The 14,165-nt window shown below is 66.8% G+C and carries 15 protein-coding genes; 11 read left to right on the forward strand and 4 right to left on the reverse strand.

What is annotated here, in order from left to right; translation table 11 throughout:
* Nucleotides 1–698 (forward strand): metallophosphoesterase (locus AC5Y3P_RS15360; protein ID WP_500046776.1); only part of this gene is annotated, 698 nt, incomplete at its 5' end.
* Nucleotides 699–762: 64 nt separating this feature from the next.
* Entirely contained in the window at nt 763–1,365 is a 603-nt protein-coding gene (wrbA, locus tag AC5Y3P_RS15365) for an NAD(P)H:quinone oxidoreductase (protein WP_500046777.1), read from the forward strand.
* 19 nt (nt 1,366–1,384) lie between these two features.
* Here the strand turns inward: wrbA and AC5Y3P_RS15370 are convergent, their stop codons facing one another.
* Both AC5Y3P_RS15370 and AC5Y3P_RS15375 read right to left on the reverse strand, forming a co-directional pair.
* Nucleotides 1,385–2,116: a DUF72 domain-containing protein gene (locus AC5Y3P_RS15370; RefSeq protein WP_500046778.1), complete on the reverse strand. Its 732-nt coding sequence runs from the start codon at nt 2,114–2,116 to the stop codon at nt 1,385–1,387.
* Between the two features lie 39 nt (nt 2,117–2,155).
* Nucleotides 2,156–3,430 carry a TetR/AcrR family transcriptional regulator gene (locus AC5Y3P_RS15375; protein WP_500046779.1) on the reverse strand — a complete coding sequence of 425 codons (1,275 nt, stop codon included), beginning with the start codon at nt 3,428–3,430 and terminating at the stop codon, nt 2,156–2,158.
* 517 nt (nt 3,431–3,947) lie between these two features.
* Here AC5Y3P_RS15375 and AC5Y3P_RS15380 point away from each other — a divergent pair.
* The 7 genes from AC5Y3P_RS15380 (at nt 3,948) to arr (ending at nt 9,755) form a co-directional block, all read left to right on the forward strand.
* A complete protein-coding gene (locus tag AC5Y3P_RS15380; protein ID WP_500046780.1) occupies nt 3,948–4,316 on the forward strand; it encodes a hypothetical protein in 369 nt (122 codons plus the stop codon).
* A gap of 24 nt (nt 4,317–4,340) precedes the next feature.
* Nucleotides 4,341–5,033 (forward strand): Rv1363c family protein, encoded by a 693-nt coding sequence (locus AC5Y3P_RS15385; protein WP_500046781.1) that lies wholly within the window; start codon nt 4,341–4,343, stop codon nt 5,031–5,033.
* Nucleotides 5,034–5,037: 4 nt separating this feature from the next.
* Nucleotides 5,038–5,730: an RsiV family protein gene (locus tag AC5Y3P_RS15390; protein ID WP_500046782.1), complete on the forward strand. Its 693-nt coding sequence runs from the start codon at nt 5,038–5,040 to the stop codon at nt 5,728–5,730.
* Between the two features lie 62 nt (nt 5,731–5,792).
* Nucleotides 5,793–7,376 (forward strand): FMN-binding glutamate synthase family protein, encoded by a 1,584-nt coding sequence (locus tag AC5Y3P_RS15395; protein WP_500046783.1) that lies wholly within the window; start codon nt 5,793–5,795, stop codon nt 7,374–7,376.
* 164 nt (nt 7,377–7,540) lie between these two features.
* On the forward strand, nt 7,541–8,320 hold the full coding sequence (locus AC5Y3P_RS15400; RefSeq protein ID WP_500046784.1) for an SDR family NAD(P)-dependent oxidoreductase: 780 nt from the start codon (nt 7,541–7,543) through the stop codon (nt 8,318–8,320).
* A gap of 138 nt (nt 8,321–8,458) precedes the next feature.
* A complete protein-coding gene (locus AC5Y3P_RS15405; RefSeq protein ID WP_500046785.1) occupies nt 8,459–9,214 on the forward strand; it encodes an SCO6745 family protein in 756 nt (251 codons plus the stop codon).
* Nucleotides 9,215–9,326: 112 nt separating this feature from the next.
* A complete protein-coding gene (arr, locus tag AC5Y3P_RS15410; RefSeq protein ID WP_500046786.1) occupies nt 9,327–9,755 on the forward strand; it encodes an NAD(+)--rifampin ADP-ribosyltransferase in 429 nt (142 codons plus the stop codon).
* Nucleotides 9,756–9,801: 46 nt separating this feature from the next.
* Here arr and AC5Y3P_RS15415 read toward each other — a convergent pair whose 3' ends face one another.
* Both AC5Y3P_RS15415 and AC5Y3P_RS15420 read right to left on the reverse strand, forming a co-directional pair.
* Nucleotides 9,802–10,830, reverse strand: coding sequence for a fused (3R)-hydroxyacyl-ACP dehydratase subunits HadA/HadB (locus tag AC5Y3P_RS15415; protein ID WP_500046787.1), 1,029 nt, complete (start codon nt 10,828–10,830; stop codon nt 9,802–9,804).
* A 265-nt stretch (nt 10,831–11,095) separates the two neighbouring features.
* Nucleotides 11,096–11,248 carry a hypothetical protein gene (locus AC5Y3P_RS15420; RefSeq protein WP_500046788.1) on the reverse strand — a complete coding sequence of 51 codons (153 nt, stop codon included), beginning with the start codon at nt 11,246–11,248 and terminating at the stop codon, nt 11,096–11,098.
* A gap of 106 nt (nt 11,249–11,354) precedes the next feature.
* Here AC5Y3P_RS15420 and AC5Y3P_RS15425 point away from each other — a divergent pair, with 106 nt between their 5' ends.
* Together AC5Y3P_RS15425 and AC5Y3P_RS15430 are read left to right on the forward strand one after the other, a co-directional pair.
* A complete protein-coding gene (locus AC5Y3P_RS15425; protein WP_500046789.1) occupies nt 11,355–12,029 on the forward strand; it encodes an alpha/beta hydrolase in 675 nt (224 codons plus the stop codon).
* Between the two features lie 153 nt (nt 12,030–12,182).
* Entirely contained in the window at nt 12,183–14,159 is a 1,977-nt protein-coding gene (locus AC5Y3P_RS15430; RefSeq protein ID WP_500046790.1) for a peptidoglycan-binding protein, read from the forward strand.
* Nucleotides 14,160–14,165 lie beyond the last annotated feature (6 nt).

Genomic DNA, 14,165 nt, shown 5'->3' on the forward strand with positions numbered 1-14,165 from the left:
CCCCGGCGTTCGACGGCTATCGGATCGCCGTGGTGTCCGATATCCACCTAGGCCCGTTGACTGGTCGCGCACACACCGAGCGGCTGGTTCAGATGATCAACGAAACCGACGCCGATCTGGTGGCGATCGTCGGTGATCTGGTGGACGGCACCGTCGACGAACTCGGTCACGCCGCAGAACCGTTGGCGGACTTGGTGTCTCGGGACGGCTCATTCTTCGTCACCGGCAACCACGAATACTTCGTCGAAGATCCGCCATCCTGGCTGCGCGAACTCGAACGCCTCGAGGTGGCGCCGTTGCGCAACGAGAGCACCCGTATCCGACGCTCGGGTGCCACTTTCGACCTGGTCGGGGTCAACGATCTCGCCGGCCGACGTCGCGACGATCCGCCGGACTTCGAGCGCGCGTTCGCCGGGGTGGACCCGGCCGGACCGGCGGTGCTGCTGGCTCACCAGCCGGTGATGATCGCCGAGGCCGCCGCACGCGACGTCGATCTGCAGATCTCGGGGCACACCCACGGCGGGCAGATGTGGCCGTTCCACTACGCGGTCCGCTCCGAGCAGCCCGCGCTGGCCGGTTTGTCCAGCTTCGGCGACACCCAGTTGTACGTCACGCGCGGCGCCGGGTTCTGGGGACCGCCGGTACGGATCGGTGCTCGTCCCGACATTACGGTCCTGACGCTGCGCCAATCCGACTAGGTTGTTTGCCGAACGCCGGGCCGGGTACCCGCGGGCAAACGACGTCGACGGAGGAGGACGGGCGATGACCAAGCTCGCCATCATCTACTACTCGGCCACCGGCCACGGCACCAAGATGGCCCAGCGCTTGGGGCAAGCCGGCGAGCGCGCCGGCGCCGAAGTCCGAGTCCGGCATGTGGCCGAGACCCGCGACCCGCAAACCTTTGCGCAGAATCCGGCCTGGTCCGCCAACTACGAAGCCACCAAGGACCTGCCGGCCGCCACCGGCGACGACATCGTGTGGGCCGACGCCGTGATCTTCGGTTCACCCACCCGCTTCGCCAGCACCGCCGCGCCGTTCCAGACCTTCATGGATTCGCTCGGTGGGCTGTGGGCACAGGGCAAGTTGGCCGACAAGGTCTACGCCTGCTTCACGTCCAGTCAGACCGCGCACGGCGGCCAAGAGACGACGCTGATCGGGCTGTACACCTCGCTCATGCACTTTGGCGGCGTGCTGGTGCCGCCCGGTTACACCGATGCGTTGAAGTTCGCCGACGGCAATCCCTACGGGGTCAGTCACGTGACCGGTCCGGACAACCAGAACGAACTCGACGACGCGACCAGCGCGGCGCTTGAGCATCTGGCCACCCGGGTGGTGGGCGTCGCGGACAAGCTGTCGGCCGGCTGATTCGGGTGGTCGCCGGACCTCAGCCGGTGGCCAGCAGTGCACGCAACGCGCGGGCGTTGCGCACGGCATTGCCGGCGCCGTCGTTGTTGAAATAAGCCAGCACCTCATGCCCCTGGGCGGACCACTCACGGATCCGCTCGGCCCACCACCCGAGCTCCTCGGCGCTGTAGGACCCGCAGTAAAGGTTGTCCGGGTCCGGGCCGTGCAGCCGCAAATACACCAGTGGCGCAGTGACTTTCAGGATGCACGGCAAACGCGCTCCGCTCATCACCACATACGCTGCCGAGCGCCGTTCCAACAGCTCGTATACCTCGGGGTGATCCCAGGAGGGGTGGCGAAACTCCACCGCCACCCGCAGCCAGTTCGGTAACACGTCGAGAAAGGCGGCCAGCCGACCCAGGTCCCGTTCGTGCCCGGGATGCAGCTGCACCAGCAGCGGTCCGCACCGATCACCGAGTTCGCGAAGCCCGCGGTCCAAGCGCTCCGACCACACCTCGGGTGAGTGCAACCGACGCGCGTGGGTGAGGCCGCGCGGCGCTTTGACAGTCATCAAGAACCCGGCCGGCAGACGTTGTCGCCAGGCGGCGAACGACGTCTCCCGGGGCCAGTGGTAGAAGCTGGCATTGAGTTCCACGGTGTCGAATTCACCCGCGTAGGTGTCCAGCCAGCGGGTCTTGGCCAGGCCGGGCTGGTAGAGCGTCGGCACCCAGTGCGGGTACGACCAACCCGAGGTGCCGATGGCAACGGACATATCGGTCAAGTACCCGCTGCGGACAGGTCCAATCGGCGTTCAGCGCTGGGCGATACCGCGCAACACGGTATCGCGTTGATGTACCAGGGCTTCGGGTGCGCCAAGTTCCTGAGCGATGCTCTGCGGCGGCCAGAGCACGGCAATGACCGACCGGGCCGACGCGGCCTGAGACTTCGCCGGCGCGCTGATCTCACCGGAGCGGATACCGGTCGACAGCAGTCGGGTCAACTGGCGCAGGGTGGAATCGAAGAACCGGTTCGGCGTCGGGCTGGTCACAGTACGCATCCACGCCAGCTGGATGCGGAACTCGTCCGGGAATCGGGTCAACACGTTGACGTTGAACCAGCCCAGCGCGTCCAGCTTCTGCAAGGCCGTGGAATCGCTGTGCAGCACGGCCCGCCAGGCCTGGCTCTGCTTCTCGTCGAAGGCCTGCATGCTGGAAGCCAACAGGCCGTGCTTGGTCTCGAAGATCCGGAAGATCGTGCTGGTTCCCACGCCGGCGGCCGCGGCCACATCGCGGACCGTGGTGAACTCGTAGCCGCGGCGGCCGAACTCCTCGCGGGCGGCCGCCCGGATCACCGCCGCCTTGTCCCGGCGGTCCGGTTCGGCGTCGTTCGACCACTGCTCCAGCACATCGTCGGCCGCCCGGAACGCGGCGGATCGATCCAACTCGATGTCGCTGAGATCCTGGGTTGCCAGTCCGTGCAGCAGGATTCGACACAGGGTGGTGGCTGTCTCGGTGATCGGCCCGGTACCGCTGATTGCACCGAGCCCGGCCTGCAGCATGGTGTGCACCAGTCGGTCGGCGGCGGCGGGCAGATCGATGTCGGGCCGGATGTAGCCGCTGTGCCGACCGGTGCGCAACACCGCGCGCATGGCGTGCTGCACCGCGCGGGGTGGGCGCTGCATGAGTTCGGCCAGCTCGTGATCCGAACTTGGGCATTCGTACTTCGTCAATTGGATGGCGGCCTGATTGTCGGCGGCCGCCTGCGCGATCGCCAGCGACAATTCGAGCAGCAGCCGATCGATCGGTCGGCTGCCCTGATCAAGCTGTTCCAGCGCGTAGGCGCCAACCTGGTCCAGGACCGCGTGGTAGTGCCGGAACAGTTCGACGACGATCGCGTCCTTGGACCCGAAATGGTGATACAGGCTGCCGGGCAAAATGCCTGCGGCCTCGGCGATCTGGTGAATCGAGGCGTGTCCTCCGGAGCCCGCCAGGACGGAGTTCGCGATCCGCACGATCTCCAGTCGGCGTTCGGTCTGCTTGGCCTCGGGCAGTTCGACGTGCCTGGTGCCGCGGTGGCTCTTGGTCACCGATGGCTCGCATCAGCTGGGTGGCTGACCCGGTACCGGCCGACGACGGTGGCGATGAACATTCGACTCCTTCGGGTCAATCCCTGTGTGCGACGGCACCTCCGGCGACACCGCGAAGGAGTCATCGTACCGACGGGGTGCACGTTGCTGCGGACGCAAAGTGACGAGCTAGCGGCAGTCTTGCACGGCTTCCGGCGGATCTGCGGGACTCTGGCGATTTCTCATGTTCTCTGTATTGACCAAACATCTGGTGCCGCGAACCGTCGGAATTCGCGACCAGAGGCATTGCTGGCAATCGCAACCTGAAACGTCACGAAACGGGCTGAAACCTATGTGGTAGCTGCGAATTCGCGTCCGATTCCGAGCAACGTGCAACCATATTGACCGCGGCGTCATCGCGAGGATTCCGCGCCGGACGCTTCTGATTCGCCATTGACCTGAACACCGGACCGGCGTTACGCTTCGCTGCCAAACCAAACAGCTGTCCACGGCGCGGGTCCCCGCACTCAACGAGGTGGTGAACTCCGACCGTGGCGGTTCTGCGGTCGAGTCGCTGTCCAACGTGGTGCGCGACGGAGCTGTGTGGGTGCTGGTCGATCTCTACCCGCGGTACAGCTGCGACTACGGGCTGCCGGCGCTGCCGCCTTCGGTGCCCAACTACCCGGAGCCGTATCGGTGGACGTACTGCAACAACCCGGACCCCGCGGTGCTGGTGCGCGGCGCGCGTAATGCGCCCCGGCCACCGGGAGACGACACCGCGGGGCCACCGCCCGGATATGACCCGTTGGAACAAACCACCCCGGCGCCCACCGATCCACCCGCGCTCGGCACGCCCTATGGCGGGGTATCGATGGACACTCCATTGCCCGCCGACCCGCCGAACTGATCCCGCGAACTGAAAGGAGCCGACATGGCGGTAAGACTGTTCAAGCGAGACCGGACCTCGAATGTCTTCGAACAACTCGACGAGGAAGACGCCAACCCCGCCGCGGCCGAGCCGAGCGAGGGCGCGGCCACCGAACCCGAAACCGTCGACGAGGCAACGGAGTCCGACGCTGGTCCCGCTGCCGAGACCGACGAGACCGACGAGCCCGAAGCGGCTGATGTCCCGAGGCGTCGCCGACCCGGCAAGCGGGCCGTCGCGCTGGCCGCTGCCGATGCGGTACTGGTTGCAGCGCTGGCCGGGACGGCCGTCCTGGGTTGGCAGTACAAGCAGCACTCGGACGTCGCGAACGCCAGACAAGCGGCGCTGGCCACCGCCAAGGATTACGCGGTCACCCTCACCAGCATCGACACCAACGGTATCGACGAGAACTTCAACCAGGTGATCAACGGTGCCACCGGCGAGTTCAAGGACATGTACAGCCAGTCGGCAGAGCAACTGCGCCAGGTGTTGATCGAGAACGAGGCGAAGAGCCAGGGCACCGTGGTCGACGCCGCGGTGAAGTCGGCCTCCGAGGACAAGGTCGAGGTGCTGCTGTTCATCGATCAGTCGATCACCAACCTGGCCAACCCGGAACCGCGGTTGGACCGCAGCCGGGTCGACATCACGATGGAACGCGTCGACGGGCGATGGCTGGCCAGCAGTGTCGCACTCAAGTGACGCCGTGTTGTCACCGCGCCGGGGCTGGCTCGCGGTAACGGTCCTGGCCGCGCTGGCCTTGGTCGCCGCCCCCGCGGCCTGGGCCGCCCCGGTGCCGGCCGTGATCAGCGGCACCAGCCCGGACGGGTTGGGCACCTGGACGGTGCACTACGAACGGCTGGACGCTGCCGACCCGATGGCCGGACCGATCAACGAACACATCGACGCCGTTGCCAACCGGCAGGTGCAGGACACCACCTGGAATGGATCAACCCGCCGGCCTTGGACCTTCGACGCCACCGGCACCCTGACGCAGCGCCCGACGACCGTCTCTGAGGTTTTCGTCGGCCAGTACGACACCGACGAACCACACATGCCGATGCAGACCCTCGCCTCGGTGGTCTGCGATACCCGCAGCGGCGTCGTGATCACCTGGAACAACCTGTTCGTCGACAAGACCGCCGGGCTGCTGCAGCTGGGGCAAGAGGTCGAAACCCGGCTCGCCGCGGCGGCCTCCGACACCCAGCTGCGGGACTGGCGGCGCGCCGGCTTCTTCGCGCCCAAGGACGTCAACTTCCAGAACTGGGCTGCCACCGACGCCGGCATCGAATTGCATTTCCCGGAAGTGCAATTCGGCCGCAGCCTCAAGGTGCTGACCGTGCCGTGGTCGGCGATGGTCAACCAGATCGCCCCGGAGTTCGTGCCGATCACCACCTGAGGTCACCCGGCAGTGCGCCGCCGCTGGGTTTTGATGCGTGATCGCCGGGCAACCCGGGCTACATGACCAAGTTCAAATCATTTCGAACAGTCGCGGGTGCGGCGGCCTCGGCGGTCGGGGCGCTGGTGGTACACGACGTGCTGCAGCGCCGGCATGCCCTGCTGCGGAACTTCCCGGTGATTGGGCGTGGCCGCTACCTGGTGGAATCTCTGGGCCCGGGCCTGCGGCAATACATCGTGGCCGGAAACGACGAGGAACGGCCGTTCACCCGCGACCAACGACGCTGGGTGTACGCATCGGCCAAACAACAGAACAACTACTTCGGCTTCGGAACCGACAACGACCTCGAGCACACCAGCGGATATCCCGTCATCAAACATCGAACCTTCGCGCGCGCCACCCCGGCATCGGAGCCCACCGTCGGCCACGAGGTGAAACTGCCCTGCGCCAAAGTCGTCGGCGTCGCGCGGGGTCGCACCCAGGCGTTTCGGCCGTCGTCGGTGGTGAACATCTCCGCAATGAGCTTTGGTTCGCTGTCCGGCAACGCCATCGAGGCACTCAACCGCGCTGCGGCGATGACCGGCTGCCTGCACAACACCGGCGAGGGCGGCCTGTCCAACTACCACCGGCACGGTGGGGAGCTCGTACTCCAAATCGGGACAGCGTATTTCGGTTGCCGGGACGAGCAGGGCCGCTTCGACCTGGAGCGGCTCAAGCAGGTGGTGGCCGGCGCGCCGGTCCGGGCTATCGAGATCAAGCTGAGTCAGGGCGCCAAACCCAGCCTGGGTGGACTGCTGCCCGGCGCCAAGGTGAACCGCGAGATCGCCGAGACCCGCGGCATCCCGGTCGGCCAGGATTGCGTCAGCCCGTCGCGGCACGCCGAATTCACCGACACCGACAGCTTGCTGGATTGGGTCGAGCTGCTGGCCACCGAGACCGGCCTGCCGGTCGGGATCAAGTCAGCGGTCGGCGATCTCGAATTCTGGTGCGAGCTCGCCGACCTGATGCAGAGCACCGGACGCGGCGTGGATTTCGTGACCATCGACGGTGGGGAGGGCGGCACCGGCGCGGCCCCGCTGATCTTCGCCGACGCCGTCTCGCTGCCGTTCCAGCTCGGGTTTTCCCGGGTGTACCGGATCTTCGCCGCACGAAATCTGCACGAACAGGTCGTGTTCATCGGCGGCGGCAAACTCGGTCTGCCGGACAACGCGGTCGTCGGTTTCGCGCTGGGCTGCGATCTGATCAACGTCGCGCGCGAGGCCATGCTGGCCGTCGGCTGCATCCAGACCCAGAAATGCCACACCGACACCTGTCCAACCGGGGTGGCCACCCAGAATCCGTGGTTGACCCGCGGATTGGTGCCCGAAGAGAAAGCCGAACGGGCCGCGCACTACATCAAGACGCTGCGCCGCGACCTGGTGAAGGTGGCGCAAGCCTGCGGCGTGGAGCACCCGGGCCTGATCGGAACCGACGCGATCGACATCCTGGACGGAACCACCGGTTCGAGACCGCTGGCCGAGGTGTACGAATATCCGCCCGGGCTGGGAGTGCCGTCGGCCGCCGATCAGGAGGCGATCGCGCAGTTGATGCTTCCGGAACCGCAGGGCGGTTCCGCGCGGCCGTCGGTATCAGCGGTGCGCAGCTAGTTCGCAGGTGCGCCCGCCCACCACGCTCGAAGCGAGGCATAACGCCGAGGATTCCACTCGATTGCTGGCGGTAATCCTCGGCGTAGTCGGTGTGAGCAAGGCCGGTCGGCTCTATTACTGTAGAGACCGCGATCGGCCTGCCCAGACGACGAGATGAGAACCCCATGAGCGTGCAGTTGGACCTGACCGGACGACGCACGCTGATCACCGGGGCAGGCCAAGGGGTGGGGCGCGGACTGGCGTTGGCGTTCGCCGCCGCCGGTGCCGAGGTGGTGGTCAACGACCTGCGCGTGGAACGCGCCGAGGCCGTCGTCGCCGAACTCGAAGCGGCCGGCGGCCAGGCGCGCGCGCTGGCGTTCGACGTCACCGACTTCGCCGCGGTGACCGAAGCGATCGGGTCCGCCGGCGAGATCGACATCCTGGTCAACAACGCCGGAAACGCCGGAGCGGAAGGCTTCGCCAACCGGATGCCGTTCGCCGAAACCAGCCCGGAGGACTGGAACTCCTTCCTGCAGGTCAACCTCTACGGTGTGCTGCACTGCACGCGCGCCGTGCTGCCGTCGATGATCGAGCGCCGGTGGGGCCGGGTGATCACGGTGGTCTCGGACGCCGGCCGCACCGGCGACGCCAATGGCGCGGTCTACGGCGCCGCCAAGGCCGGCGCGGCGGGTTTCATCCGCTCGGTCGCCTTGGAAACCGGCCGCTACGGGATCACCGCCAACAACATCTCGCTGGGCACCATGCGCACCCCGCTCACCGAGCCGCTGTGGGCCGAGATGGCCGACTCGCCGCAGGCCAAGGCCATCCTGGCGCCGTACGCGATTCGCCGTCCGGGCGTGCCCGACGACGTGACACAGCTGGCTCTGGTGCTGGCCGGCGACGCCGGATCCTGGATCACCGGACAGACCATCCCGATCAACGGCGGCTACTCATTCGCGCTCTGAGCAAGGTTGAGGTACCACCGATCGGCGTACGGCGGGTACATCGACGTCAACGACGTGTTGGCCCCTGACTTCGGGCACTGAGATCTGGCCCGGTAAGAACAGAGGGATACACCGCAACTCAACCGAGGAGTGCTTGTCATGAGCGACGTCATGTTGGATGCTGCCGCCACCGCGGGGCCGGCGATGGAGCAAGTGGTCGCAGTGTTCATGCTGCACCCGGAGACCTTCGGCGGCAGCGTCGCCAAGGGCTATGAGAACCCGCTGGCAGGTTATGTCGCCTGCCGTGGTGGAGTGCTCGGCGAGGCCAGCGGCGCCACCGTCGCCGCGGTGTTCGCGGTGTTCGAACCAATCGGGCTGGCAGCGCTGTGGGATGAGGGCGTCGCGGTGCACGGTGCGGCCCGCGCAGCGGAGATCTACTGGGAGCAGGCCGCCGAATTCGGCCGCAAGTACCTGACCGGCGCGCAGGGGTTGGACCGGATCGCCGCGCTGGGCGAGAAGGTGATCGCGGCGACGCCGACCGCCGGGTTGCCGTTGTTCGCTGGGTGGCGCGCCATGCCGCTGGCCGAGGACGCACCGGCCCGCGCGCTGCAGGTGATGTTCGTGTTGCGCGAACTGCGCGCCGGCGTGCACTTCAACGCGCTGACCATCTCCGGGATTGCCCCGATCGAAGCGCACATGCTGAACAAAGGACCGGAGTACGCGACGATGTTCGGCTGGCCCGAACCGTTCGCGGACGGTGCCGGCAAGGAGGCCGAGTACGCCGAGATCGAGGTGGCGACCAACCGGCGGATGGCCGAGATCTACCGGGCCGCTTTGGATTCGGCCGAGGCCGAGGAACTGGCGCGGTTGAGCACCGCCGCACTGGAATCGCTGCGGGCCAACGTTCCCGGCTGAGGCCGCCGACGTCGTCCCACTCTCACTTTATGGCAACCAGGGGGCCTTGCGGCAAGGCCCCCTGGTTGCTGCACAATCGCTGCTTCACCGATTCGGATGGATAGGGGCAGTGATGCCGCAGGTACCGAAACCCTTCGAAGTGCATGAGTCCGGAGCGTTCTTGCACGGCACCAAGGCCGACCTCGCGGTCGGTGATCTGCTGGTCGCCGGTTGCCTGGCCAATTACGGCGAAGGCCGGATCGCCAACCATGTCTACGTGACCAAGACGCTGGATGCCGCGGTCTGGGGAGCCGAGTTCGCGAGAGGTGAGGGCCGTGGTCGGGTCTACCTGGTCGAGCCGACAGGCGAAGTCGAGGACGACCCGAACGTCACCGACAAGAAGTTGCCTGGCAACCCGACCCGGTCCTATCGGACCCGCGAACCCGTGCGGATCATCGGCGAGATCACCGACTGGGTGGGACATCCCGCCCAGCAGATCCAAGCCATGCGCGACACCCTGGCCGACCTCGCGCGCCGTGGACTGGACGTCGTCTACGACTGAGCTGGGCCGCTTTGCGGGGGTCCCGGCCAGCTGGCAGGACTGTCAGTCAGCGGAACCGCATGTTCATCGTGGCCAGTCCGAAGATCTTGCGGCCGTCGGCCTTTGCGGCGACGACCACCACGCCGGTGCGGGTCTCGGGGTCCAGTGACTTGATCCGGCCGCTGAATTCGATGTCGGCGCCCTCCTTGGCGGACACCACTGCCGGCTGCGACAGCCGCACCGCGTAGCGGGTGACCGCACCCGGGTCACCCGACCACGCGGAGACGAACCCGGCGCCCAGGCCCATGGTGAGCATGCCGTGCGCGATCACGTCGGGCAGGCCGGCCAGCTTGGCGATGTCCTCGTCCCAGTGGATCGGGTTGGCGTCACCGGCCACACCGGCGTAGTTCACCAGATCACCGCGGGACAACCGGGTGTGATGAACCGGCAACTCGTCGCCGACCTTCAGCTCGTCGAAGGACAGCGAGGCGGGGGAGCGCCCGGCGTCGTCGGCGATGTGGACCTCGCCTTCGGGGCGGACGGTCTTTCGGTAGTTGGCCTCGGCTTCGCTGACGCCCATGATGTCGACGTCGTGCATCATCGCGTTCTGCACGGCGGACTTGATCTCGGGGTTGAGGTCCTCGGCGGTGACTCCCACCACTGTGGTGTGCAAGGTGTGCACGCGTTCACCGGCGGTGTCGGTGAAGGTGTTGGTGACCGTGATCATGTCGCGACCGGCGATCCGCCGCACCGAGGTCAGTTCGACGTCGACGTGCAGTTCGTCGCCGACCACGATCGGCCGGTGCTGTTCGAAGACTTCCTCGGTTTGCAGGTAGGTGTCGTAGCCGACCACGATCGACTCGAACATGCGCCGGTTGCAGGCCATCGCGGGCGTCGAAGTGAACGTCAGTGGGGCCACCAGGCCGGCGTAGCCCAGCTTGGCTGCGGCGTCGACATCCCAGTGCGCCGGGTGGTAATCCTGCACAGCCCGGGCGTACTCGCGGACCTTCTCGCGGCCCACCAGGTAGGTGCTGTCGGCCTCGTAGTAGTGGCCGACCCGCTCTTCGAGCGTCGACGATTCTGCTGCTGCGGTCATTGTTTGCTCAATCGTTTCTGTCGGCAGGTCGGCTTGGGCCGATCAATCACACTAACGCGCGCCCCGCGCGGCGATGAAGTCGACGGTCAGCACGTCGGGCGGGGGCACCCCCGCGGAGCTCCTCGGCGCCGGTGCGCAAATTCAGCCACCAGCGGTCGCCGCGCCGGCAGCTAGGGCGAAAAGTGTGCATTAGTGTCACCGCTGAGCGCCGGCATTTGCAATATGCACATGCCGGCGCTCAGCGGTGACACTTATGCATGATCGGCTAGTCCGAGTCTTCGCGCTGATGCTCCTGCACTACGTCCGGGGCGTTCTCGCGGGTGGCCATGCCACCGCTGCGGCCCTGCTCAGTCGGCCCGACGGGCGGGTCGGTGGCTTGATTCTGGTTGCGATCCGGCGTGGCGCTCTGTTCAGTCATGGCCCTGGAATGCCCACTACGTGAGCTTTTCAAGCCGGCTGCGTTTCTCGCCCTACCGGGCCGGGAACTCGACGCTGCAGGATCGGGCTGACTTGGAAGGAAAAGGATGCAGACCGCGGAGTATGCGCCGGACCGATTCGCCGATGTATTCGGAGCACCGAGCGCACCCCCGGCGCTGCTGTGGCATGGCATGCAGGCCGATGCCCGGTCGGCGGTGCGAGTGCTGGCCGAAGAGTTGGCCAAGGGTGGCCTTGGTGTGGTCGCACCGGATTGGAACTCGCATGCCGGCGATGGCGGCCGCGCCGATCTCCTGGCTTCGCTGGACTGGGTGCGGTCCTGGTCTCAGCAGCCGGATCGGCTGACTCTGATCGGCTGGTCGCTGGGGGCGGCCGCGGCGGCCGGATTGACGCTGCACGCCGACCGCTTCGAAGTCAGGCTGGCGCGCACCGTGTGTCTGGGCGGTGCCTTCATGGCGCGGGATCCGATCTCGGGAGAGCCGAGCGCACAGGCGAATTCATCCACCAGTACGCGTGCTCCGTTCACGCTGATCCACGGCCTGCACGATGAAGTGGTCCCGCCGACGGCCAGTCGAGACTTCGCGGCCCGGCTCGAGGCCATCGGGTGGCCCGTCGAGGTGGTCGAGCTACCCACCGACCACGCCGCGATCGCGGGCGCCGGCTACGATCCGGCCGCCGATCGGTACCTGCCGGCCGCTGATCCTGAGACACGGCGCATCGCTGCCGAGGTGGCCGGGCGCATCGCAGCGGCGCGGCAGATCTGATCCGGTAACTGCCGGCGAGCGGCGCCGATCTCGCACGCCGGGAGATTCGGGTGACCTCAACTGTCGTCCGCACACGCGTAGTCGGCTACTCGTGCACTCCAAGCCGGCCAGCTGTTGAGTGGCAGCGAAAGCCAAACCAGTCGAGGGGGCGTCATGCGACGACACAGCAGGAACAAGTTCTTCGTGGTCGGTGAAGGTGTATTGGACACCGGCGGAGCCGCTGCGGCGCAAGAGGAGGTGGCGCCGGCGGTGGCGCCGTCGGACACCGAGGCACTGCGCCAGTTCAGGTTCTCCCGGATCGGTCCAACGGGCACACCACCGAGCACCGATCTGCTCACTGCAATTGCCGCGGCGACCACCGCCATCGCCCCCGAGCACGACGGTGACATCCCGGCCGGCTACACCTACCTGGGTCAGTTCCTCGACCACGATCTGACAATGGACAAGACCGCGGCCGAACTGGGCACCGATCTGACCATCGACCAACTGGTCCAAGGCCGTTCGCCGGCATTGGATCTGGATTCGCTCTACGGGCGCGGACCCTCCGAGCAGCCCGAGTTCTACTCCGACGACTGGCACCTGAAGGTCGGCCGCACCGAAGCCCTGCCAGACTTCCTGCCGGCCTTCGACGGGCATGACCTGCCACGTGCCCCGCAGCAGCGGGAACCGCTGATCCCCGATGCCCGCAACGACGAGAACCTCATCGTCGCGCAGACCCACCTCGCCTTCATCCGGTTCCACAACCGGGTGGTCGACACGATCAACACGGGCCCCGGCGTCGACACCTTCGAGGCGGCCCGCGAGCAGGTGGTCAAGCACTACCAGTGGATGGTCCGCACCGACTACCTGCCGCGCATCGTCGACCCCGGCATCGTGGAAGACGTCTTCACCAACGGCCGCACCCTGTTCGAAGTGACCCCGACCGCCGGTGATGCGCCGACCATGCCGATCGAGTTCTCGGTGGCAGCATTTCGACTGGGCCACAGCATGGTTCGTGACCGATACAACTGGAACAGGTTCTTCGACAACGGCGGCGGACTTCTGTCCCTGCTGTTCGGATTCTCCAGCACCAGCGGTGGCCTCTCCGGAGACAACCCATTGCCGTCGAACTGGATCGCGGACTTCCGGCGACTCTACGACTTTGGCGAAGCCGGCCGCGCGGATCTGACGGTGCCACCGGAGAAGTTCAACTTCGCCCGCAACATCGACACTCGGCTGACCGATCCGCTGGCCGACCTGCCGCCGGGATCATTCGGATCGACCACCCCGGTGGTCCCACCGATGCACGCCAACCTCGCGTTTCGAAACCTGCTGCGGGGCAAGATGGTCAAGCTCGCCAGTGGACAGCAGATGGCGGCACTGGTTGGTGTTTCAGCGTTGAGCGATGACGAGATCGTGACCGGAAGCGGCGGCGTTGACTTCACCGCACTCGCCCCGGCGCTGCGCACCGAATTGGTCGGCGCTACCCCGCTGTGGACTTACATCCTGAGGGAGGCCGAGTTCAACAACGGGCGTCTCACCGGTGTGGGTGGACGGGTGGTAGCCGAGGTCTTCCACCGTGCCATCGAAGGCAGCACCCACTCGATCGTGCGGGACCCGAACTGGCGACCGAGCCTGGGCCCGGACTCCTTCACCTTCCGCATGGTGGACCTGTTGCTCTTCGCATTCGAAGGGCGCGCGGATTTGCTGAACCCGCTGGGCGACGAGCCGCCCCAACAACTCGAGGTGATCGAGCTCAGTCAGGGCGAGGAAGGACCGTTCGTGAAGATCCTGCAGCACCTGTTGCGCGCCAGGGCATTCGACTTGAAAGTGGACGGGATCTTCGGCCCGGTCACCAACCAGGCGGTGCGGCGGTTCCAGGGCGCGCAGGGAGTGCTGGTCGACGGCGTGGTGGGTCCGGTGACGTGGACTCGGCTGTTCATCACGGTCCGCCGTGGCAACCTCGGCGAGGCGGTCAAGGGTGTACAGATCCGGATGAATCTGCGCCAGGCGCCACCCATCGACGTCGATGGGGACTTCGGTCCGGTCACCGACCAAGCCGTACGGGAGTTCCAAGCCGGGCAGGGCATCGAGGTGGACGGCATCGTGGGTCCGGTGACCTGGCGCAGATGCGTCTCGCGACCGGCGTAGGTGCGC

Source organism: Mycobacterium sp. NGS45 (genome assembly GCF_059812645.1).